We start from the raw sequence: 21697 nt of genomic DNA, 5'->3' as shown, positions 1-21697 counted from the left end.
GCAGGATGATGGAGGGCGGGGGACGACACCGTCCCGGCCCGGGGCTCCGTCACGCCCGACGGTACGGAGCCCTCCCGGTTCGGAGTCCTCCCGGTTCGGCAGTCCGCCCGCCCGTCGGTGCGGAGCCGTCCCGGTTCGGGAGCCGGACCGCCCCCACGGCAGGAGCTGTCCCGGCTCGGTAGTCCGCCCGCCGGAGCTGTGTCCGAGGCAGGAGGTCGCGCCCATGCTGTTCCGGCAGCTGGAGTACTTCGTGGCGGTGGCTCGGGAGAAGCACTTCGCTCGAGCGGCGGAGGCCTGCTACGTGTCCCAGCCGGCCCTGTCGGCGGCCATCGCCAAGCTGGAGCGGGAGCTGAACGTGACCCTGATCAACCGCGGCCACACCTACCAGAGCCTGACCCCTGAGGGCGAGCGGCTGGTGGTGTGGGCCAAGCGGATCCTGGCCGAGCACGACGCCTTCAAGGCCGAGGCGGCCGCGGTCCAGTCGGGCGTCACCGGCACGCTGCGGCTCGGGGCCGGGCCCACCGCGTCGACCACCGCGGCCCTGCCCGTGGCCGCCTTCTGCGCGCTGCACCCGCTGGCCAGAGTGCAGATCTGCTCCCGGCTGCCGACGGTGGAGCTGGCCCGGCAGCTGCGGGAATTCGAACTGGACGCCGCGATCGCCCCTTTCCCGCCAGGGGAGCGGGAGGGACTGGAGACAGTGCCGCTGTACGAGGAGCGCTACCTGCTGCTCGCCACAGCCGACCGGCTGACTTCCGACGCCGACACGATGACGTGGGCGGAGGCGGCACAGCTGCCGCTCGCGCTGCTGCCGCAGGGTATGCAGATCCGGCAGGTCATCGACGGCGCGTTCGCCGCCGGCGGTGTGGTGCCGCACGCCCAGGTGGAAGCGGACTCCGTCGCCTCCCTCTACGCGCACGTGGGCGCCGGAGGGTGGGCGAGCATCGTGCCGCACACCTGGCTGCGCGCGATGCCGGTGATCGGCAGGATGAGAGCGGTACGGCTGGTCGAGCCGGAGGCGAGCGCGCAGATGCTGGTGGGGATCAGTGCGGTGGCTCCCGGATCGCCCGTCGCCCGGGCGTTCGTGGAGGTGGCGACGGGCCTGTCGCTGGACGAGTTCTTCGACCAGCCGCTGACCACCGAGCACCGCATCGGCTGACGACGCCCGCGCCGAAGGACGTGTCTCACGTGTCAGCCGTGTCTGACGTATCAGCCAGGTCTGACGTATCGGACGTGCACGACGCGTGTCGGACGTGCTCGACGTCTTCCGGCGCCGCGAGAAGGGCGGCGTGCCGCGTCGCGCGTGCACGACGCGTGTCGGACGGGCTCGACGTGCTCGACGTGCTCGACGTCTTCCGGCGCCGCGAGAAGGCCGGCGTGCCGCGTCGCGTCCCTTGATAGCCGCCGTTTATCGGCTGGTCGCCGACAAGCCTTGGACAGGGTGACGGCAGCTGCTCAACAGTGGGCGAGAAGGGTTTAAAACAGAACAAACATCCCAAAAGGAATCCGTCGTGACCACTGTTTCCCCACCGCGCAACCCGATCACCGCCCTGTCCCGCCGTGCCCGTCCGGCGGCTGCCCGGACCGAACGCCCGGACCGCGGCCGTGCCGGTGGTCCGCGAGGTGCGGCAGTCGGCGCGAGCGGCATAGGGCGAGCCGTCGTCGCGGTGCTCGTCGGCTGTATCGCGCTGATCTCGGCCCGGGAACTCGAGACCGCGGGCAGCGGACTCGTCCGGTGGTCCGACTACGCGGTTCTCACGCCTTCGGACGCCGCCTCCCTGCTGCGGATGTGGCACGCCCCGCTCGTGGCCGCCCTCGCCGTGCCGGCGGTGGGGTTCTCCTGCTGTGCCGGCTATGTGGTGTGCCGGGTTCGTACGCACCGGGACAGGCATCTGAGGCGACTGGGGATCGCCCGGGACCGGCTGGCACTGCTGACCACGGCGGGCGAACAGGTGGGCAGCACCCCGGACGTGACGCGGACCGCCGAGGAACTGGCGGAGGCCGCCGTTCCGCGGTTCGCCGACTTCGTCACGGTCGACCTCTTCGACGCCGTTCTGGGCGGCGAGGAACCACCCGCCGGGCCGTTCGCGGATGTGGTCACGCTGCGACGCGCCGCCCAGCGGCCCGTAGCGCCGGGTCCGGCTCCCGAGGAGGCTCGGCAGACGCGGGACGGTGAAGCCGAAGAAGCCTCGGAGTGGCGCGACCGCGATGCCGAAGAGGCCTCGCATGCGCGCGATCGCGACGCCGACGGGGCATCGACGCCCCGTGATCGGGACGCTGAAGGGGCTTCGGCGCCCCGTGATCGCGACGCTGGAGGGGCTTCGGCGCCCCGTGATCGCGACGTTGAAGGGGCTTCGGGGACTCGCGGTCGCGACGACCGGCCTCGGGTGACACTGCCGGCTCGGTGGCTGGAGACGACCCGGCCCGGCGGGACCCGGTACCTGGACGACGCCGACACGCGGGCCCGGCTGACACGGGACCGGAGCGGCCCCGTGCCGTCGGACCGGTCCCGCACCGGCGCGTCGTACGCTCACGGCGGCCGGGCGGCGATCCTGGCACCGCTGCGCGCCCACGGGGCCACACTCGGAGTGGTGACCTTCCTGCGGGACCAGCGCCGCGCGCCGTACGACGGCGACGATCTCGTGGTCGCCGGCGCGTTCGCGAAGCGGGCCGCGGTCTCCCTCGACAACGCCCGGCGCCACAAGCGGGAGCACGAAGCCGCGCTGCGGCTGCGCGGCGACCTGCGCCCCGGACGGCTGCCCGAACTGTCGGCCGTGGAGGTGGCGAGCCGCCGTCGCCACGGGGGCTCCCGGGCAGACGCCGGCGGTGACTGGGTCGACGTGATCCCGCTCTCCGGGGCCCGGGTGGCGCTGGTCGCCGGCGAGGTGGTCGGCAACGGCCTGCACATCTCCGCGGCCATGACCCGGCTGCGCACCGCCGTCCGCACCCTGTCCCACATCGACCTGCCCCCCGACGAACTCCTCACCCACCTCGACGACGTGGTCGTCGCGACGCTCTCCACCGAGAGCGAAAGCGGGGCGCCGACCGAAGCCGGCGGCACCGCGGGCGAGGCGAGCGCCACCTGCCTGTACGCCGTCTACGATCCGGCCGCCGGCCGCCTGACGCTGGCCAGCGCCGGTCACCAGCCGCCCGTCATGGTGCTGCCCGACGGCAGCGCGCAGGTCGTCGAGCTGCCCGTCGGGCCTGCACTGGGCGGGGGACACCTCCCCTTCGAGGCCACGGAGACGGATGTTCCGCAGGGGAGCCTGCTGGCCCTCTGCACCGACGGTCTCGTCCGGTCCCGGCCGCGCGGTCTCGACATCGGACGGCAGGAGCTGCTGACGGCCCTGGCCGGTCCGGCCGGCGAGGAGCTGACCGTCGACGAGTACTGCGAATCCGTCCTGGACACCCTGAGCGACGGCCGGCCCGAGGCCGACGCGGCCCTGCTCGTCGCCCGTACCCACGTCCTGGACACGGATCACGTGGCCGTATGGGATCTCCCCCTGGAGTCCGCGGCCGTGGCCGACGCCCGTGCGAGCGTGTCGGGCCGACTGGCCGCCTGGGGACTGAAGGAGGCGATCTTCACCACCGAGCTGGTCGTCAGCGAACTGGTGACCAACGCGATCCGCTACGCGACTCCGCCTGTCCGGCTTCAGCTCATCCGGGAGCGCGACAGCCTGATCTGCGAGGTCTCGGACGGCAGTTCCACCTCCCCCCACGCGCGACGCGCGAGGATCATGGACGAAGGCGGCCGAGGCCTGCTGATCGTCGCCCAGCTCGTCGAGCGCTGGGGCACCCGCCACGGCCGCGGCGGCAAGACGATCTGGGCGCAGCAGGCAGTGGAGAGCGACCCGGGACCCGCCGTGGCCGCGTGACGCCCCCTCAGCCGGAACGCGGCCCGCCGGTACGCCCCGCCGCCCCGACCCCGTCAGCCGAGGGCGAGCGGCAGCCGGGCGGCCGGCTCGCCGAGTGCGGCCCGCTCCCCGCCGGTCGGTGCTCGGCGGCCGGTGCCGACCAGCAGCGCGTCCTCGCCGGAGAACGACAGGGGGAAGCCGGACCCGACGATCTCCTCCAGCATCGCCCGGGAACGGGACAGGCCTTCGGTGGGCGGTCCCGCGACCCCCCGGGAGGTGGGCGACCAGGTCGAGATGGTGCAGCGTCCACTCCAGGACGTACGCGCAGAGGTAGTCGGCGGTGGTGAGCACCTGGTCCTGGGTGCCGACCCGAACGCCGGGGTCGGCGAGTCCGGCGGCGCGCCCGGCGGCGGAGCCGACGTCGTCGAGAGGGAACCGGAGCGGCCACGGCTCCTCGTAGGCGGCGGCGAGGCGGACGATCAGCGCGTCCAGCGGGTCGTCGCCGGTAGGGGTCTCGACGATGTCCCAGTAGGTCACCGCGTCCCGGGTCGGCTGCGCGCGTCGACGGGTGTGACGAGGGTGATCAGGACGTCCTGCGGGTCGATGACCAGGTGGCAGACGAGGTCCCGGACGAGCCAGCCGGTGCAGCCGGACGGCCGCTCGAAGGCGCTGTCCGGGAGTTCGGCGACCGCCGTGCGCAAGGCCGTCCAGGAGCGGGAGAACAGATCCACCGCGGCGAACCAACAGTGCGCCGCGCCGCGAGGGTTCGGCTTCGCCGTCTGCGCCGACGGGGGCCGGTGCCGAGGGAGGCGCCTTTTCGACCGTGTCCCACGGTCGGGAGCTGTCAAAGACCGTGTCCGATGGTCGGGAGCTGTCAAAGCCCAACCGTGGAGTGCGGGTTGGCGGCCGGACCCTCGGTGCTCAGCAGTACGACCACCGAGGCCGGGCCGAGCCCCAGTTCCGCCCGCCGCGCCTCGGCGGCTGGGCCCGTGAGTGCCGCGTGCAGACCTGCGAGTGCGGCGGCACCGCAGGGACCCGCGGAGACACCCAGAGCGGCCAGGCGGGCGGCCGCGCGGGAGCCGTCGGCGTCGGAGACGGCGATCGCGGCGTCCAGCCCGGCGTGCAGGTAGGGCCAGGCGATGCTGGACGGAGTGCCGCAGTTCAGCCCGGCCATGACGGTGTCCCCGGTGGTCACGCTGACGGGTTCGCCGAGGAGGAAGCTCTCGAGGACGCAGGCCGCGGCGTCCGGTTCCACCGACAGCAGTGCCGGAGCCCGGCCGGACGGTCTGCTGCGGTAGTGGGTGACCACGGCCTGGGCCAGCGACCCCACACCCACCGGTATGGAGACGAGGTCCGGCCCCTCGGCGATTCCCGCGTCCGCCAGTTGCTCGTCGATCTCGGCGCAGAGGGTGGAGTAGCCCTCGACGATCCACCCCGGGATCCGCTCGTAGCCCGCCCAGGCGGTGTCCTGGATCAGGACCGCGTCCGGCCCGGCGGCCGCCTCGGCCGCACGGCGTACGGCCTCGTCGTAGGGCCCCGCGACCTCGGTGACCTCGGTCTGCTCGGCGACGATGGCCGCCACGGCCTGCGGATGCACACCCCGCGGTACGAACACGTGGGCGCGCTGCCCCGCCAGCCGTGCCATGCGGGCCACCGCGCGACCGTGGTTGCCGTCGGTGGCGGTCACCAGGGTGACGGGGCCCGGCACTTCGCCGTTCACGGCCCGTTCGGCCAGGGCGCGGCGCACCGCCCAGGACGCGCCCAGCGCCTTGAACGCGGGCAGTCCCAGACGGTACGACTCGTCCTTGACGAAGACTCGGCCGACCTCCAACTCCGCTGCCAGCGACGGAAGTTCTGTCAACGGGGTGGGAGAGTAGTCGGTCAGCGAGCAGTGGAAGGCACGTACTTCGACAGGTGCGGATTCACACCGCCATGTACGGGCGTGCGGCCGGACGGACCATGGCGGCGCGAGGGGCGGGGAGTTGGTCTCGAACACACGACCAGGGTCCGACGCTCTCCTGCGATCGGTCCAGCGGACGATTCCAGTCCGTACTCATCCAAAGCGCCCTGCCCGACCGCCTCTCGTCGTCCGTACCGTCACAGCTGGACCGGAAGGTGGCGGGGGCCGCGCAGCATGGCGTTCTGCCGGTAGGGGGGCGGGTCCTGGACCAGCTGTGCCGTGCCGAGGTGGGGGATCAGCGCGCCGAGCGCGGCCTCGGCTTCGATGCGGGCGAGTGGCGCGCCGAAGCACAGGTGGATACCGCTGCCGAAGCCGACGTGCTGGTTGTCCGGGCGGGTGGGGTCGAACCGGTCGGGTTCGCTGAACCGCATGGGGTCGCGGCTGCCCGAGGCCAGCGCCAGGATGACGGACGTGCCGCCGGGGATCGTGGTGCCGGCGACGTCGATGTCGACGAGGGGAACCCGCTCGCGCATGTGGACCGGGGGCTCGTAGCGCAGCAGTTCCTCCACCGCTCGCGGCAGCAGGCCTGGGTCTTCGCGCAGACGGCCCAGCTGGTCGGGCTGGCGCAGCAGGGTGAGGACGCCGTTGGTGATCAGATTGACCGTGGTCTCGTGTCCGGCGATGAACAGCAGGATGGTGTTCGCCGCCAGGTCCTCCTCGCTGAGCCGTACGTCCGGGTCCGGTTCGTTGACGAGGTCGGAGAGCATGTCGCCGGTGGGTCGGCCGCGGCGCTCTTCGGCGAGTTGGAGCAGGTACTGGCCCATCTCCTGCCGCGCCTGGCCGGCCGCCTGGTCCCGTTCGGTGGTGTCGCCTTCGGGCCCGATGTCGGCGGACGCGACGAGGGTGTCGGTCCAGTCCTGGAAGAGCTGCTCGTCCTCGTGCGGGATGCCGAGCACGCGGCAGATCACCGTCACGGGCAGTGGGTAGGCGAAGTCGTCGACGACGTCGATCTGCCTGCCCTCCTGGAACACTTCCGCCAGTTCCTTGGTCAGCTGGATGATCTCGCCGCGCATGGAGTCGACCCGGTCCGGACTGTGCGGCGGGCCGAACGGCCGCATGGTCGAGGTGCGCAGCCGGTGGTGCTCGGGGTCGTCGAGCCGCAGGAACGGCGGTTGTTGTGTCACCTCGTACGGGGCGGGAGCGGTGCGCGAACGCGGATCGGCACTCATCCGGGGGTCGTGCAGCAACGCGACGATCTCGTGGTACGTGCCGATCAGGTAGCTGCCGTCCGCCTGCCTCACCGCGGGCCCCGCCTCGCGGAGTTCGGCGTACAGCGGATAGGGGTCGGGGCGGTTGGCGTAGTCGGTGATCCGGGCCAGCAGGGTGTCGGAGGCCATGGTGGCTCCTCGTGGTGGGGCGGGACGTGGGTCAGCCGGGCTGCACCAGCGTCAGCCGGCGATCCGGCAGGTAACCGGTGAGCGCCACGGTGGGGCCGTGCGACAGCCCCTTCGGATCCGGTACGTCGGACGGAATCGGGATGACGGCCGCGAGAGCGCGGTCCGCCGCGCCGGGCGGGGGCGGGAACGGCGCAGCCGTCTCGATCAGGTGCGTGTAGTACTCGAGCGACTTGGCCATGTCGACGGTGACCGCGGCGGTGACCCGCCCCTGGTAGCCGTAGACCATCGCCAGACGGCGTTCCTCGAGCGATCCCTGGGCGATGACCACGTGGTCGGAGTAGGTCGGCACGCCCACCGACTTGATGTTGAACCCGAACTGGCTCGACCAGAACGTCGGAAGGGTGAGGTGCGGGCGCCGAAGGGGTCCCGGATTGACCATGTTGTGCGCCGCCACCTCCGCCTGCGTGACCGCGTTGCCCCAGTGCTCCAGCGACAGCATCTGGTACCCGAACAGCGGGTGCGGGAACCGGGAGACGTCACCGGCCACGAAGACGTCGTCGGTGACGATCCCGTACATGTTGAAGGCCCGGCACCCGGCGTCACAGGCGATTCCGCGCGGGTCGGCCGCCAGCCCGGACTTCGCCAGCCACTCGACGTTGCGCACCGCCCCCAACGCCACGACGCACACGTCCGCGTCGACACGGCTGCCGTCGGACAGGTCAGCACCGATGAACCGGCCGTTCCCGTCGCCGCGCAGCGCGACGACCGTCACCCCGCAGCGCAGGTCCACGCCGTGGTTGCGCTGCATGGCGGCGGCGAGTTTCGACAGGGTTCCGCCGAGCGCGCCCACCAGGGGCGCGGGGCCGCGTTCGGCGACCGTGACGTCAAGTCCCCGTTCCCGGCAGGCCGAGGCGATCTCCGAGCCGGTGAAGCCGCCGCCGATCACGAGCACCCGGCTCGGTCCGGCGGCCAGTCGCTCGGCCAGCCCCGCGGCCTCGTCGCGGGTACGCAGGGTGAACACCCCGTCCAGGGCGGCTTCCTCCGAGTGGGGCCAGGGCCGCGCCCGGGTCCCGGTGGCGATCAGCAGCCGGTCGAACGGCAGCGCGTCACCGTCGTCCAGCAGCACCCGCTTCTCGAGCGTGTCCAGGCCGACGGCGCGTACCCCCAGCCGCCAGTCGGCGTCCGGGTCCCGGCGCATGGGCAGCGCGGTCGAGTCCGCCGGTACCTTGCCGAGCAGCACCTGCTTGGACAGCGGCGGCCGGTCGTAGGGCGGATGGGGCTCGTCGCCCACGACGGTCAGTGAGCCGCGGAAACCCTCCTCGCGGAGCGTCTCCGCGGCCCGCAGCCCGGCCAGCGAGGCGCCGACGACGACGATGCGGCCGTCCAGCAGATCAGCGGGCACGCGCGGTCACCCCCTCGCCGACCAGGATGGCCTGGACCGGGCACGCGGCCACGGCCTGATGTACGCGCTCGGTCTGGTCGTCCGGGACGGCCGGGGCATACAGCAACCCCTCTTGGCCGTGCAGCTCGAACACCTCTGGCGCGAGGAAGACGCACTGCGCATAGCCCTGGCAGCGCGTGAGATCCACAACGACCTGCATGGCCAGTCACTCCCTGAGTCGTACCGGCGTTCCCCTTTCCTTTCTACGCCGGTGCGGCACCTGCCGCTCGTTCACGCCCGTGGCGCGACGGGCTGTGACCGCGTGCACGGTCGCACGCGGTACAGCTGATCAGCGCGGAGCGCACCACCGGGTCGGAGCACGGCGGTGAAGAACCCGGTCAGCGTCGTGCCGAGATCGCCCCTGGTGAGGCGGGGATGCCGGTGGCCGGGCAGCGCCGGGCTGCGCCGGGTGGCCGGGCTGCGCCGCGAGGAGGTGGCGTACCCCGCCGTGATCAGCACGGACTACCACCCGCGCCTGGAGCAGGGCCGGGTCCCGGCCTCGGACGCGGTGCTGAGCGCGGTCCCGGATACGCGCCATGTACGCCAACTGGGAGACCGTGGCGCGCAATTGCGTGGCCGCCCCGCGGATGGACGCGGCCGAGTCTCCCGACGACCGCCGGCTGATGGCGCTGGTCGGAGAACTCCGGGCCCAGGACGCGGAGTTCCGTGGCTGGTGAGCCTCGCGCCAGGTCGCCGCCTTCAGGGTCGGCACGAAGACCTTCCGCCGTCCGGTGGCCGGTGAACCGACTCGGGACCGGCAGATGCCGATCTGCGCGGACGACCCTCACCAGACCTTGATGCCCATGACCGCCGAACCGGGCAGCCCGTCCCACCAGGCGCTCCGGTTCCTGGCCGGTCGGCCTGGGGGCGACCACGCCGGCGCCGAGCACCGACCGCGGCGTGCCGCAGAGGCCTCGCGGCAGCGTCCCGGCCGGTAGGCCGCCTCGGGCGCGGGTGGTCGGGCGGCCGGCAGGTGCTCGCCGAAGAAGTCCGCGAGCCTGGTCACCGCGGGGGCCACGTACTCCTCCTGCCCGGTCGGGATCGACCTCCTCGCGGATCGACAGATATTCGATTCTCCGCAGTTGCCCGGACTGCTGTCAGGCCACCGGTACCGCCGGGGCGAGCACGAGATCGGCGTCGCCGCCCCTGACGGTGTCGCGGACACCGGCGGTCGCCTCGTGCGGCACGCCGAGGGAGACCGCGCTGACCTCGGACAGGCGCGCGAACTGCGCAGGGGTGAGCCGGACGTCCAGGGCGCCCAGATAGTCGTCGAGCTGGGTGAGACTGCGCGGGCCGATGATCGGGGTGACGGAGGTCGACGTCTGAGCCCCACGCTCACGGAGCCAGGCGACCGACACCTGGGCGGGCGTCGCGCCGGTCTCCTCGGCGATCGCCAGGACGGCGTCCACGACGGTGGTCTTCTGGTCGGTGCTCTCCGTGTGCACGAGCGTCTTCAGATCGGACAGCCGTCCGTCGGTGCCGCGGCGGTACTTGCCGGTCAGCAGGCCGCCGCCGAGCGGTGACCACAGCGTGGCGCCGAGCCCGAGGCTCTCGGCCATCGGCAGCAGCTCGCGGTCGCCGGTCCTCTCGACGAGGCTGTACTCGATCTGGATCCCGGCGACGGGTGCCCAGTTCTTGAGGTCCGCGAGGGTCGCGGCCCGTGAGACACGCCAGGCGGGGAAGTTCGACAGGCCGACGTGGAGGACCTTGCCGGACCGCACCAGATCGTCGAGCCCGCGCAGGATCTCCTCCATCGGCGTGAGGTCGTCGGGGAAGTGGACCCAGTACAGGTCGACGTAGTTGGTGCCGAGGCGCTTCAGGCTCGCCTCCAGCGAGGCGACCATGTTCTTTCGGCTGTTGCCGGTGCTGGAGATGCCGGGCTGCGGGCCGGCCCCGTTGGTGAACTTGGTGGCAAGCACGAAGTGGTCCCGGTCGGCGGCGACGAACTTGCCCACCAGCTCCTCGGACTCGCCGAACTGGTAGCCGTCGGCGGTGTCGAGGAAGTTTCCGCCGGCCTCGGCGAACCTGTCGAACATCCGGCGTGACTCGTCCGGATCGGCGCCGGCGCCCCAGCCGGTGCCGAAGTTCCCGGCGCCGAGCGCGTACTCGGAGACGCGCAGTCCTGTCCGTCGTCCGAAGGTGGTGTAGCGCATGGGATCTCCTTGGTGCTGATCATGCATCGATGGTGGCGGGGAGGGCGGTGGGGGTCGGCGCGTCCCGACGGGGCGGGTGAACCGCATGCGGCCGGGTGGCGCGACGCCTGGAGCACATAAGTAAGACGTTCGGTCTACTTAGGGTTCCACGGTAGCGGGCGTTCCGCCTTATGTAAAACGATCGGTATCCTAAAGCTGTGACCGAACCCAACCCCGTACGTCGACGTCGTGGGCGTGGTGCCCGGGAGCGGATCCTCGCGGCGGCGACCGAGCTGTTCACGGCGCAGGGGATCAACGCGACCGGCATGGACCAGCTCTCGACTGTCGCCGGCGTGTCGAAACGCACCCTCTACGTGCACTTCCCCAGCAAGGACGAGCTGGTCCAGGCCTACCTCCAGTCACTGGAGGACGACCTCCTGCCCGCGCCCGCGTCCCCTGACCGACCGGCGCCGGGCCCTCGCGAGCAACTCCTCGCGATCTTCGACGGGCAGCCGCCGGACCCCAGCGCTCCGCTTCGGGGATGCCCGTTCCTGAACGTCAGTGTCGAAATGCCCGACCCCGGCCACCCCGCCCACCGGCTGGCCGCGGAGCACAAGAGGGAGTTCGCCCGCCGCCTCACGGCCATCGCACGGCAGGCCGGGATCCCCGACCCGGAAACCCTCGGTGAGCAGCTCGCGCTGCTCTTCGACGGCGCGGCGGCGCGAGCTACGGCACTCAACAGCACGCACACCGGCCCGTGCGCACGCTCCATCGCGGAGACGCTGATCGACGCAGCCTTCGCCCGAGGCGGGCCCGTCGCTTCCCCATGAGTCCGACGCCCCGGACAGCGCACCTGGCGACCGGACAGCTTCGGCTCGAGGTTGGATCAGCCCGGTGTCGCGGGGTGCGGCACGCGCGTCCGCGGCGTTGTCGTCGGTGCCGACGCTCCACGTCGACGCCCGCCTCCGTCCTGCGGCCACCCCGCGCCACACCCCGCTCGGGCCGGCCCATCAGCTCCGTCGGCCACGACCGACCTGATCCGAACCAAAGGCCCTAGGTCAGTGGGTGGGCCGACGCGAAGGATCCGTTGTGGTGGACGAGTGCCGTGGCCTCTTCCACGAGGGCGCCCGAGTCGACCTCGCCGACGACCAGGAGGTGGTCGCCGACGGTCTGACGGAGTGTGACGCGGGCCGAGAGCCAGGCCGTCACGCCGTCGAGTACCGGCAGACCGTCCTGCTGCGGCCGCCACGCGACACCGGCGAAACGGTCGACCCCGCTGCGGGCGAACCGGCCGGCCAGTCCGGCGTTGGGAGTGCCGAGGACATGGACGGCGAAGCGGTTCGAGCGGCGTGCGGCGGGGGTGCTGGACGCTTCGAGGCCGATGCAGAACGACACCAGAGCCGGCCGCAGGGAGACGGAGGTGAAGGAGGTCGCGGTGAAGCCGACGGGGCCCGGAAAGGTGATCACCGTGACCCCCGCCGCGTGACGGCGCAGGGTGTCGCGGATGATGCCCGCACCGTCGGGGGACGGGCGAGACGGTGCCGGATTCCGCTGGAGGGGCGCGGTCATACCCTTTCCTTTCCATAGCTTCTCGACAGCTGCGAGCGGTGGAACCGGCTCACCAGGCACTCGACTCCACCGCCACGGCGGGTACCAGCGCGGTGCGCAGCGCTTCCAGGAACGTCACGACCTCGGCCGCCACCGAGCGGTGTTGCAGGTCGTTGAGGACGTCGTGGTGCGCGTCGCGGACCACCGCCAGCCGGGAGCGGGAGAGTGACTTCGCGGTGCGGGCCAGAGCGTCGTGGTCCGCGAGCGGGTCCGCCTCGCCGACCAGGATCAGGGTCGGGACGGTGATGTCGCCGTGGTGGGCCAGGTCGAGCAGCTCACCCGGCACCGCGACGTCGAGCGAACCGCGCTCGGCCCGGGAGTCGTCGGTCAGGACACCGCGGTGGGCCGGGCAGGAGGTGCGGATGTCGAGCTCGTCGTCCCACGAGCCGCCGGTGCCGGCGGACCGCCCCGGAAGCCCCGCGAGCACGACCGCCTCCGGCTGCCGGACACTCGACGACCGTCCGACAAGCGCCGCGACGGCTGCGGCGCCGGTGTCGGCGCCGATGAACACCACGGGTCCCACGGTTCCGTCCCCGGTCGCGGTGCCCTCCACGGCGGCGGTGAGCCGGTCCCCGAACCCGGCCAACGAGCCGGTCACGTCGTCGGCGTCGATCCGCGGCCCGTCGACGACCCGGACCCGGTAGGCGTCGGCGGCCAACCGCTTCCCGAATCGGGCATAGGTGGCCTGGCTCTCTCCCCGTCCCGGTACCACGACGACCGTGCCTCGGGTACGGAGCCCCACGGGGCCGAAGTGGTCGGTGTACTCGGTCATGTCACGCTCCTGCGGGTTCGAGTTCGGGTTCGGGTTCGGGTCCGGGCTCGGTGGCGGGCTGCCAGCCCAGGGCGGGCGCCACCTCGGTCGCGATGAGCTCCAGGGCCCGGATCGCGGCGTCGTGGTCGGGGACGGCGGGATTGAACTGCGTGATGAGATCGGTCGCCACGGGCAGGACCTTCTCCCGGCCGAGCGCCGCGACCACGTCGTCGGGATGGCCGTGGAACGAGTGGAAGCGGCGCAGCGCCTCGTCCACGTCCAGGCCCTTCGGGAAGGCGCCGTTCTTCGCCATCCGGTGCGCCGCCGCGAGGACGTCGTCGCCGATCTGCCGGAGCGCCGTGCGCGTGTCCTTGGCCGGGAACACGAACCGGGACAGCCCGATCCGTGGGCGGCGCGGCGCGTCCCAGGAGGCGAGGAACGCGTCCGCCCAAGGGCGTTGGACCTCGTCGGTCGCGGCGTCGTAACCGTACGCCGCACGGTTGAGCAGCAGGTTCGAGCCGCGGGCGGCGGCGTGCTGTGCGCCGGCCGCGCTGAAGACACCCTGCCAGATCCGGTCGGTGAAGTCGCCGGCCGTCGGCTGGATGCGGAACCCCGGCGCCCGTACCTCTTCGTCGGCCAGGGCCTGGCGCAGCATCGCGAGATGCTCGCTGGTCAGCTCGCGTTTACGGGAGACGTCCTGGCCGAACGCCGCGTACTCCACCTCGCTCGCGCCGCTGCCCACCCCGATCTCGACGCGGCCGCCGCTGAGGGTGTCGACGACGGCGATGTCCTCGGCGAGGCGGACCGGGTCCTCCAGCGGGAGGATCGTGATGGCGGTGCCGAGCCGGATCCGGGTGGTCCGCGCGGCGGCATGGGCGAGGAACGTCCACGGGGAGGAGAGGCCGCCCCCGCCGAGGGAGACATGGTGCTGGGCCACCCAGCCGGTGTCGAAGCCGAGTTCGTCGGCGACGACGAAGAGTTCCTGGGCATTGCGGTACGTCCGGGCCAGGTCGGGGCCCCGGCCCTGGACGTGGGTGAGGAAGCCGAGTCGGAAGCCTGGGGTCGGTGCAGTGGTCATGAGGTGACTGCCTTTCAGGGCCTTTCAGGGGTTCTCACAGTCCGTCCGTGCCCGCCGCGACGAGGGCGTCCCGTCCAAGCGACCGGCGCCGCCGTGGGGATCGACGTGTCCGTCGGGCCCGGCCCTCAGTCGCTCACGAGCTGGGGCCGGCGGGTGTGACGGTTGGCCGGGACCGGCAGACCGAGGTTGCCGCGCAGGGTGTCGGCCTCGTACTCGGTGCGGAACAGCCCCCGCCGCTGGAGGATCGGCACGACACCGTCGACGAAGAGCTCCAGGTCGTCGTTGTTGCGGAAGGCGAGATTGATGCCGTCGAAGGTGCCGGCGTCGAACCACTCCTCGATGGTGTCGGCGACGGTCTTCGGCGACCCGACGAAGGGTGAACGGCGGAACTCACTTACAGATTCAGCTACTTGACGCAAGGTCAGTCCTTCGGCCTTGGCGCGCTCGATGAGCTTGGCCGCGCCGGTCCGGCCGCCCTTCTCGGCCAGGTGCGCGACATCCGGGAACGGGGCGTCCAGGTCATGCGCGCTGAAGTCGTACGCGCCGAAGGAACGGCCGAGGAGCGCGAGGTTGCGGTCGAAGTCGTTGTCCTCCTCGAAGATCTCCCGCTCGCGCCGCCCGGCCGCCTCGTCGGTGGCCGCGACGACCGGGCCGCCGTGGATGAAGATCTTGATGTGCTCGGGGTCGCGACCGTAGGCCGCGGTGCGCTTCTTGATGTCGGTGTAGTACTCCCGCGCTTGCTGAAGTGAGCCGCCCGGCGCGTAGATGCCCTCGGCGACCTGCGCGGCGAGGTCACGGCCCTCCTCGGAGACCCCCGCCTGGAAGATCACCGGCTGGCCCTGCGCCGAGCGGGAGAGGTTGAGCGGACCGGCGACCTTGAAGTGTGGCCCCTCGTGGTGGAGTTCGTGCAGTTTGGCCGGGTCGAGGAACACATCCCGCGCCACGTCCGCCGGGAACGCGTCGTCCTCGTAGGAGTCCCACAGCCCGCGGGCGACCTGGACGAACTCCAGCGCGCGGCCGTAGCGCGTGGTGTAGTCGAGATGTTCGTCGAGCCCGAAGTTCCTGGACGTGCCGGTGTCGAAGCTCGTGACCACGTTCCAGCCGGCGCGGCCGGCGCTGATGTGGTCCAGGGAGGCGAAGCGCCGGGCGAGGTTGAACGGCGAGTTGTACGTCGAACTCGCCGTGCCGACCAGGCCGATGTGCCGCGTGTGGGTGGCGACGGCCGACAGCAGCGTGAGCGGCTCCAGCCGGTTGAGATAGTGCGCGGGGTAGGTTGCGTTGATGAACTGGCTGTCGACGATGAACAGGGCGTCGAAGAGCGCGTGTTCGGCGGCCTGGGCCTGCGCGATGTAGTAGTTGATGTCGATGCTGGCGTTCTTCGCGACGCGCGGGTCCTTCCACAGGCCGTGCTGGCCGGGGCCGCCGACACCGTAGGGGTGCAGCGCGAGGTGGATCCTGCGGGACATGGGCGTTCCTTTCGAGGGGCTCGAGGGGCTCGAGGGGCTAGGGGCTTGAGGGTTTCGGGGGGGCGGAGTGTCTCGGGATGTCTCGGAGGGGTGTGGTGTGCTCAGGCGTCCAACAGCGCGCGCAGCGCCTCGCGTTCGGACCGGTGGACCGAAGCGCCGCGCAAGGTGGGTGCGGAGCTGACGAGCAGTCGGGTGTAGGCGTGCCGGGGCCGGGTGATGACGTCGCGGGCGGCGCCGACCTCGACGAGTTCGCCCTGGTGGAGCACCGCGATGCGATCGGCGATCCCGGCGACGGAACCGAGGTCGTGCGAGATGAAGACGAGGGCCACACCGGCGGCGCGGAGTTCCTTGAGGATCTGGAGGATCTGGACCCGGTTGGCCGAGTCCAGGGCGCTGACCGGCTCGTCGAGGATGACCAGTCGCGGCTCGGTGACCAGCGCCCGGGCCACCGCGACCCGCTGCCGCTGACCGCCGGACAGCTCCCCGGGCAGCCGGTCGAACAGTTCCTCGGCGAGGTGCACGCGGGTGAGGAACGCGCGGGCCCGCTCGGCGGCCTCCTCGCGCGGGACGTCCTGGACGAGCAACGGCTCGGTCAGGGACTCCGTCACGGTGAGGTCCGGGTCGAGGCTGCGCAGCGGGTCCTGGAAGACGTACTGCACCACGCCGCGGCGGCGCAGGGCGCGCCACTGCCGCCGGCCGTGGTCGCTGACATCCTCGTCGCCGATGACGATCCGGCCCGCCGAGGCCCGCACCAGGCCCAGCACGGTACGGGCGAAGGTGGACTTGCCCGACCCGGTCTCGCCGATGATCCCGACCGTCTCGCCGGGCGCGACGCTCAGCGAGACGCCGTGCAGGGCGCGGCGGCGCCGCCGGCGAGGGCCGTAGTGCACATCCAGTCCGGTGACGTCCAGGACGTTGCTCGCGGGAGTGGTGGCGTCCTGGGAGAACTCGGTGGTCACGATGCGTCCTCCTCCGGCGTGCGGAATTTCTCCAGGCCGTACTGCTCGTGCTCGGCGATGAGCAGCCGGGTGTACTCGTGCCGCGGGTGATGGAGCACCTGCCGCGTCGGACCGTGCTCCACGACCTCGCCCCGGCGCATGACGAGGACCTCGTCGCAGAGCTGGGCGACGACGGCCAGGTCGTGGGAGACGACCACGAGGGCCAGTCCGGCCCGCTCGCGCAGTTCGGCGAGCAGGTCGAGGATCTCGGCCTGGACGGTCACGTCGAGCGCCGTCGTCGCCTCGTCGGCGATGAGGATCTTCGGATCGGCGGCGATCGCCGCCGCGATCAGCACGCGCTGGAGCATGCCGCCCGACAGTTCATGGGTGTACTGGCGGTAGACCAGTTCCGGGTCGCGCAGTTGCACGGCCTGGAGCAACTCGACGGCGCGGTGGCGGGCCGCGCGCCGCTTCAGCCCCTTCTTGACCCGGATGACTTCGGCGAGTTGCGGGCCCACGCGGATCGAGGGGTTGAGGTAGGAGGCCGGGTCCTGGAAGACCGCGCTGATCGTGGCGCCCCGCAGAGCCGTCCACTGCTGGGGTGTCAGGGTCGCGATGTCGGTGCCCATGATCTCGATCGATCCGCCGGTGACCTCGAAGTGCGACGGCAGGATGCCCAGGGCGGCCCGGCAGGTGAGGGTCTTGCCGCTGCCGGACTCACCGACGATGCCGACCGTCCTGCCGGGGGTGAGTTCGAAGCTGACGCCATGGACGATCTCCCGGCCGCCGGCCTGATCGCTGACGCGTACCCCGCGTAGGGACAGCACCGGTGAGGCGGTCGGGGAGGCCGCAGGGGGTGCGCCGGTGGTCGCGGGCGTGGGTGCCGCGGCGGTCGTGTCGGTGGCGGTCCCGGCGGCGGTCGTGTCGGTGGTGTCGCGGGTCGTGTCGGGCGCGGCGTTCTTGGACAGCGTCGTCATCACGCACCTCCGGCGGTCACGGTGTCGGACTGGTCGAGGCGGTTGGCACGGGCCTTGCGGTTGTTGACGAAGGCTCGGCCCGCTTCACCGGAGACATCGCGGATCGCGTCGGCGAGCAGGTTGGCGGCCCAGACGGTGATCATGATCAGTAGCGCGGGGGCGAGTGGCGCCCACGGCTGGTAGCCGAGGTAACCCAGGTCGGACGCCAGCAGGCCGCCCCAGGTGGGAGCGGGCGGCTGGACCCCGATGCCGAGGAACGTCAGGCTCGAGACGATGATGAAGCCGGTGCCGATGGTCTGGGCGAGAGCCACCGCGATCGGCGGGAGCACCTTGACCCAGACGTGACGGCGTACGACCCGGCCGACGGAGGCTCCGGAGATCAGCGCGGCCTCGACGTAGGGCGAGCGGGCGACCGCCAACGTGGCGGCGCGGGCCACCCGGTAGAAGAGCGGGGAGACCAACGCGCCGGTGACGAGCATGGCTTGGGTGATGCCGTTGCCGAGCAGCGCGATCACGGCGACGGCGAACAGCAGGAAAGGCAGGGCGACCAGGGTGTCGGCCAGACGCAGGGTGACCCACTCGAAGGTCCGGCCAAGGTAGACCGACAGGATGCCGGGGATCGCGCCGACGACCAGCGCCGTCAGGGCCACTTCGAGCGAGCCGAGCACGCTGACGCGCGATCCGTCGAGCAGTCGGCTCAGGACGTCCCGGCCGAGGTAGTCCGTGCCCAGCCAGTGCGCGCTCGATGCCGCCGCGAGCGTGTTGTCGCTGGTGGCCAAGGGGTTGTGCGGGGCGAGCAAGGGACCGAACAGCGCCAGTACGGCGATCACGGCGAGGACCGTGACGGCGACCCGGCCGGACACAAGGGTGAGAACGCGACGCACCATGGTCATACCCCCCGCTGTGATGCCGGCGTCACCCGGGCCAGCACCAGGTTGACGATCAGGTTGAAGAGGACGACCAGGACGATCGACACCACGAGCACTCCCTGCACGGCCGGAACGTCACCGGCCTGCGCGGACTCGTTGGCGAATCTGCCGAAGCCCTGGAGGCCGAAGACCCACTCCGTCACGACGGAGGCGCCGACCAGTGCGGGGAACTTCAGGCCGAGGGTGGCGAGCGCCGGCCCGAGGCCGTTGCGCAGGACGTGCACGAGGAACACCCGACGAGGGCTCAGCCCACGTACCACGGCGCCCGTCACGTAGTTCTCGCGGTAGGCCGCGACCAGACTGCTGCGCAGCTGGCGGGCGACATCGGCGACGACGTCGAAGCTCAGCGCGATCGCCGGCAGTGTGATGTGCGCGAGCCACGGCCCGAACCCCTGCCCCGCCGGGAGGTAACCGGCAGAGGGGAACAGATGGAGTCCGACGGCGAGGACGGCGACCAGCAGGATGCCGACGACGAAGGCCGGCATCACCGAGATCACGGTGACGAAGCCGGTGATCGCCCGGTCGATCCAGGTGGTGCGCCGCACCGCCGCCACCGTGCCCAGGACGAAGCCGAGGAGTACGCCGATGAGCAGCGCGAACGTGGCGACGGACAGGCTCACGCCGAGGCCGAGGCCGATGAGGGTGGAGATGTCGGCGCCGTTGGTCCAGCTGGCTCCGAGCTGACCGTGCAGGACGTCGGTGAACCAGTCCCCGTACTGGACCAGGAAGGGCCTGTCGAGCCCCCATTGGGCCTCGACCCGGTGGACCGCTTCGGGAGTCGCCTCCTCGCCCAGCTGGATCCGCGCCGGACTCAGTCCGCTCAGCGACCGCAGCGCGAACGTCACGAACGTCGCGACCAGGAAGACCGGCACGAAGATCGTGATCGACCGGGCGAGGGTGACCAGCACGCGACTCAGCGTGTGCCGCGCCCTGGTCACGGCGACCCCGCGACGGCGGGCGGGCATGGCCCGTACCGCGGTTGTCGTCATGGGATTGCCCCCTCTCTGTGTGGTGGGCGGATGTCAGTTGCCGCCGGAGATGGTCACGCCGGTCCAGTCGATGTGGGCCGGGTTCTTCGGCAGGCCGGAGATCGTCCTGCTCTTGGCGATCAGGTTGGGCTGGGAGTACGTGAAGATCAGCGCCTTGCTCTCCAGGCCGGCCCGGGTCGCGGCCTGGAGCACCTGCGGGTAGTCGGGCGCGTCCAGCGGGGTCCGGCGGACCTTGGCGATGGCCGCCTCGAAACCGGCCGGCTCGTAGGGGGAGCCGAGGTTCAGCGGGCCGTGCGGACCGAAATGGGCGGTGAGGGTCTGTGCCGCGGAGTCACGGCCCGTGGTCCCGTAGAGAGAGAACGTCAGGTCCTTCGCGAAGAACGGTGTGGCCCAGTTCTTGTCGATCTTGATGGTGACCGTGATGCCGACCGCGGCCAGCTGCGACTGGACGATCTCGGCCTGTGGGTCCTCCGCCGGGATGACCAGGTCGAGCTTGATGGCTCCGGCCCGGTAGCCCGCCTCGGCGAGGAGCCTCTTCGACTTCGCCGGGTCGTAGGCGTAGGCGTTCTCCGACTTCGGGTCGAAGGCCACGTACCCCTTGGGGAAGGGCTGGTCGGTCACCTCGCCGTAGCCGAAGGTCAGTTTGTCGACGAATTCCTGACGGTTGATCGCGTGGCGGACGGCGTCGACGACCTTGTCGTCGTCGAACGGTGCCTTGTTGACGTTGAGGCTGATGTTGGAGGCGTTGAAGCCCGGCTGCACGAAGACGTCCAGACGGGCCTTCTTGGCGGCGGCGGCCTGACTCGGTTCGAGGTCGGCGAAGTTGTAGACGCCGGTCTGGAGTCCGGAGACGACCGTGGAGGCGTCGGGGGCGGAGGTCAGCTCGACGTTGTCGATGTGGATGTTCTTCGCGTCCCAGTAATCCGGGTTCTTCCTCAGGACCGCCTTGGTGCCCGGGATCAGCTGCGTGACGATGAACGGGCCGGCTCCGACCGGGTTCTGATCCAGCTTCTCGGGGTTCTTCGCCGCCTTGGGGCTGGCGATCTGCAGCACTCGCTCACCAAGCAACTGGGGTATCTGATAGTCGACTTGGGTGAGGTGCAGGACCGCGTCCAAGCCGTTGGCGTCCACCGACCCGATGGAGGTCAGGTCTCCGAAGAGCGCGGAGTTCTTCTGCTTCTGGGCCCGCTCGATGGCCGCCTTGACGGCGGCCGCGTCGACCGGCTCGCCGTCGCTGAACTTCAGGCCGGGGCGCAGGTGGAAGGTGATCTCGTCGCCCTTCGCGTTGTACTTCCAGCTCTCGGCGAGATCGGGGACGGCCTTTCCGCTCTCGTCGGTCCGGGTCAACGATGCGTATGCCAGCGCGAGTTCACGGAACTGGGCGCCGCTTCCGCCGACCACCGGATCCCAGTGGGTCGGGAAGTACGAAGAGGTCCACTTCAGCGTGGCGTTGCCACTGGTGGCGGCGGTGTCACCGCCGCAGGCGCTGAGGGCCGGGGTGAGGAGGGCGGCGCAGACGGCTGCGAGGGCTGTGGCCCGACGGCCGCCGGCGCGCCGCGATGACAGCAGGTCCGGTCCGGGGCGACGGGCGCTGGTGCTGAGTTGAGAGGGCATCTCGATCTTCCTGTGGTGAGCTCCGCCCCGAGCCGGCGCAGCGGCGCAAGGCGAGGGAGCGCGACGTGGACACGAGGCGAGGGAGTGCGGCGGTGGCGCGAGAAAGGGGGCAGAGGTGAGGCGCGAGAAGGGGGGCAGGGCTGAGGTGTCGGGTGGCGGAGCCGTGGGTACCGACGCTTCTCCGGCAGGCCTGTCCGGGTCCGAGTCGAGGGTGTGCGTGAGTGGGCAGCCGACCCCGGCCCCTGCTGCCCGGCCCCTCCAGGGGTGCGCGGCGCTCAGGGCAAGGAGAGTCGGCGGGTTCGCCGGGGAGGACCGGGGAGGTGAGGACGAGTACGACGGGGCACCAGGAGAAGCGCTGGGGACCGGACGCGGCTCGGGCCGGGCGGCGCGTGCTGCGGAGCAGCGGTCAGGCGCCTGCGGGCCGGGAGCGGCGGGAGGTCAGCGACAGAGTGCGCTGCTGGTGCGCCGCAGGTCCACGTAGCGGCACACCACGCCGGGGTGCGTCGTGAGCATGCTGCACATCCTGGGCGCTGTCGTCACCGGCTGTCAATGGACACCTAATGGTGTCTCATTCGGCGGGACGGTGTCTGACCGCAGATCAGAGGCCTTACGGGGTGCGGGAGGCG

At 71.5% G+C, this 21697-nt stretch carries 17 protein-coding genes and 2 pseudogenes; 4 read left to right on the top strand and 15 right to left on the bottom strand.

Annotated features, from left to right (window positions below):
• Window positions 1-223: 223 nt before the first annotated feature.
• Both ACFV0T_RS27090 and ACFV0T_RS27085 read left to right on the top strand, forming a co-directional pair.
• Window positions 224-1156, top strand: a complete 933-nt coding sequence (locus ACFV0T_RS27090) for a LysR family transcriptional regulator (protein WP_385784235.1) — start codon at window positions 224-226, stop codon at window positions 1154-1156.
• A gap of 352 nt (window positions 1157-1508) precedes the next feature.
• Window positions 1509-3872: a SpoIIE family protein phosphatase gene (locus ACFV0T_RS27085; protein WP_385784233.1), complete on the top strand. Its 2364-nt coding sequence runs from the start codon at window positions 1509-1511 to the stop codon at window positions 3870-3872.
• A 53-nt stretch (window positions 3873-3925) separates the two neighbouring features.
• On the opposite strand, the pseudogene ACFV0T_RS27080 reads toward ACFV0T_RS27085, so the two are convergent.
• The 5 genes and pseudogenes from ACFV0T_RS27080 to ACFV0T_RS27060 form a co-directional block, all read right to left on the bottom strand.
• Window positions 3926-4582, bottom strand: a pseudogene (locus ACFV0T_RS27080) (maleylpyruvate isomerase N-terminal domain-containing protein).
• 143 nt (window positions 4583-4725) lie between these two features.
• Window positions 4726-5712 carry a diaminopropionate ammonia-lyase gene (locus tag ACFV0T_RS27075; protein WP_385784231.1) on the bottom strand — a complete coding sequence of 329 codons (987 nt, stop codon included), beginning with the start codon at window positions 5710-5712 and terminating at the stop codon, window positions 4726-4728.
• A gap of 236 nt (window positions 5713-5948) precedes the next feature.
• Window positions 5949-7148, bottom strand: a complete 1200-nt coding sequence (locus tag ACFV0T_RS27070) for a cytochrome P450 (RefSeq protein ID WP_385784229.1) — start codon at window positions 7146-7148, stop codon at window positions 5949-5951.
• 31 nt (window positions 7149-7179) lie between these two features.
• Window positions 7180-8550: an NAD(P)/FAD-dependent oxidoreductase gene (locus ACFV0T_RS27065; protein ID WP_385784227.1), complete on the bottom strand. Its 1371-nt coding sequence runs from the start codon at window positions 8548-8550 to the stop codon at window positions 7180-7182.
• Window positions 8540-8749 carry a ferredoxin gene (locus ACFV0T_RS27060; protein WP_385784224.1) on the bottom strand — a complete coding sequence of 70 codons (210 nt, stop codon included), beginning with the start codon at window positions 8747-8749 and terminating at the stop codon, window positions 8540-8542. Before ACFV0T_RS27060 ends, ACFV0T_RS27065 begins: the two co-directional genes overlap by 11 nt.
• Window positions 8750-9125: 376 nt before the next feature.
• Here ACFV0T_RS27060 and ACFV0T_RS27055 point away from each other — a divergent pair.
• Window positions 9126-9527 (top strand): annotated as a pseudogene (locus tag ACFV0T_RS27055) (hypothetical protein).
• A 159-nt stretch (window positions 9528-9686) separates the two neighbouring features.
• Here the strand turns inward: ACFV0T_RS27055 and ACFV0T_RS27050 are convergent.
• Entirely contained in the window at window positions 9687-10742 is a 1056-nt protein-coding gene (locus ACFV0T_RS27050) for an aldo/keto reductase (RefSeq protein WP_385784222.1), read from the bottom strand.
• A gap of 197 nt (window positions 10743-10939) precedes the next feature.
• On the opposite strand from ACFV0T_RS27050, the gene ACFV0T_RS27045 reads away from it, so the two are divergent.
• A complete protein-coding gene (locus tag ACFV0T_RS27045; protein WP_385784219.1) occupies window positions 10940-11551 on the top strand; it encodes a TetR/AcrR family transcriptional regulator in 612 nt (203 codons plus the stop codon).
• A gap of 223 nt (window positions 11552-11774) precedes the next feature.
• Here the strand turns inward: ACFV0T_RS27045 and ACFV0T_RS27040 are convergent, their stop codons facing one another.
• The 9 genes from ACFV0T_RS27040 to ACFV0T_RS27000 all read right to left on the bottom strand — a co-directional run bounded on the left by ACFV0T_RS27040 (window position 11775) and on the right by ACFV0T_RS27000 (window position 21071).
• A complete protein-coding gene (locus ACFV0T_RS27040; RefSeq protein WP_385784216.1) occupies window positions 11775-12290 on the bottom strand; it encodes a flavin reductase family protein in 516 nt (171 codons plus the stop codon).
• Window positions 12291-12339: 49 nt separating this feature from the next.
• The gene (locus ACFV0T_RS27035; RefSeq protein WP_385784213.1) at window positions 12340-13101 is read right to left on the bottom strand and encodes an alpha/beta hydrolase; all 762 of its coding nucleotides are present in this window, start codon (window positions 13099-13101) and stop codon (window positions 12340-12342) included.
• Window position 13102: 1 nt separating this feature from the next.
• Window positions 13103-14158 (bottom strand): LLM class flavin-dependent oxidoreductase, encoded by a 1056-nt coding sequence (locus ACFV0T_RS27030; RefSeq protein ID WP_385784210.1) that lies wholly within the window; start codon window positions 14156-14158, stop codon window positions 13103-13105.
• A 125-nt stretch (window positions 14159-14283) separates the two neighbouring features.
• Window positions 14284-15624 carry an LLM class flavin-dependent oxidoreductase gene (locus tag ACFV0T_RS27025; protein ID WP_385784207.1) on the bottom strand — a complete coding sequence of 447 codons (1341 nt, stop codon included), beginning with the start codon at window positions 15622-15624 and terminating at the stop codon, window positions 14284-14286.
• A 101-nt stretch (window positions 15625-15725) separates the two neighbouring features.
• Window positions 15726-16583 (bottom strand): ABC transporter ATP-binding protein, encoded by an 858-nt coding sequence (locus ACFV0T_RS27020; RefSeq protein ID WP_385784203.1) that lies wholly within the window; start codon window positions 16581-16583, stop codon window positions 15726-15728.
• A complete protein-coding gene (locus ACFV0T_RS27015; protein WP_385784200.1) occupies window positions 16580-17539 on the bottom strand; it encodes an ABC transporter ATP-binding protein in 960 nt (319 codons plus the stop codon). The genes ACFV0T_RS27020 and ACFV0T_RS27015 overlap by 4 nt, the downstream gene beginning before the upstream one ends.
• Window positions 17539-18426, bottom strand: a complete 888-nt coding sequence (locus ACFV0T_RS27010; RefSeq protein WP_385784306.1) for an ABC transporter permease — start codon at window positions 18424-18426, stop codon at window positions 17539-17541. The genes ACFV0T_RS27015 and ACFV0T_RS27010 overlap by 1 nt, the downstream gene beginning before the upstream one ends.
• A gap of 2 nt (window positions 18427-18428) precedes the next feature.
• A complete protein-coding gene (locus ACFV0T_RS27005) occupies window positions 18429-19457 on the bottom strand; it encodes an ABC transporter permease (RefSeq protein WP_385784196.1) in 1029 nt (342 codons plus the stop codon).
• A gap of 33 nt (window positions 19458-19490) precedes the next feature.
• Window positions 19491-21071, bottom strand: a complete 1581-nt coding sequence (locus ACFV0T_RS27000; RefSeq protein ID WP_385784192.1) for an ABC transporter substrate-binding protein — start codon at window positions 21069-21071, stop codon at window positions 19491-19493.
• Window positions 21072-21697 lie beyond the last annotated feature (626 nt).

The organism is Streptomyces sp. NPDC059582 (assembly GCF_042735715.1).
GTDB lineage: Bacteria > Actinomycetota > Actinomycetes > Streptomycetales > Streptomycetaceae > Streptomyces.
The sequence above is the reverse complement of the archived record's forward strand: the minus strand, read 5'-3'. Positions and strand labels throughout refer to the sequence as shown.

Bases quoted from the DNA above. Each gene is read 5' to 3' on its own strand.
- ACFV0T_RS27015 (WP_385784200.1), bottom strand. From the start codon at position 17,539: ATGACGACGCTGTCCAAGAACGCCGCGCCCGACACGACCCGCGACACC.
- ACFV0T_RS27005 (WP_385784196.1), bottom strand. From the start codon at position 19,457: ATGACGACAACCGCGGTACGGGCCATGCCCGCCCGCCGTCGCGGGGTC.
- ACFV0T_RS27070 (WP_385784229.1), bottom strand. From the start codon at position 7,148: ATGGCCTCCGACACCCTGCTGGCCCGGATCACCGACTACGCCAACCGC.
- ACFV0T_RS27025 (WP_385784207.1), bottom strand. From the start codon at position 15,624: ATGTCCCGCAGGATCCACCTCGCGCTGCACCCCTACGGTGTCGGCGGC.
- ACFV0T_RS27010 (WP_385784306.1), bottom strand. From the start codon at position 18,426: ATGGTGCGTCGCGTTCTCACCCTTGTGTCCGGCCGGGTCGCCGTCACG.
- ACFV0T_RS27035 (WP_385784213.1), bottom strand. From the start codon at position 13,101: ATGACCGAGTACACCGACCACTTCGGCCCCGTGGGGCTCCGTACCCGA.
- ACFV0T_RS27000 (WP_385784192.1), bottom strand. From the start codon at position 21,071: ATGCCCTCTCAACTCAGCACCAGCGCCCGTCGCCCCGGACCGGACCTG.
- ACFV0T_RS27030 (WP_385784210.1), bottom strand. From the start codon at position 14,158: ATGACCACTGCACCGACCCCAGGCTTCCGACTCGGCTTCCTCACCCAC.
- ACFV0T_RS27050 (WP_385784222.1), bottom strand. From the start codon at position 10,742: ATGCGCTACACCACCTTCGGACGACGGACAGGACTGCGCGTCTCCGAG.
- ACFV0T_RS27090 (WP_385784235.1), top strand. From the start codon at position 224: ATGCTGTTCCGGCAGCTGGAGTACTTCGTGGCGGTGGCTCGGGAGAAG.
- ACFV0T_RS27040 (WP_385784216.1), bottom strand. From the start codon at position 12,290: ATGACCGCGCCCCTCCAGCGGAATCCGGCACCGTCTCGCCCGTCCCCC.
- ACFV0T_RS27060 (WP_385784224.1), bottom strand. From the start codon at position 8,749: ATGCAGGTCGTTGTGGATCTCACGCGCTGCCAGGGCTATGCGCAGTGC.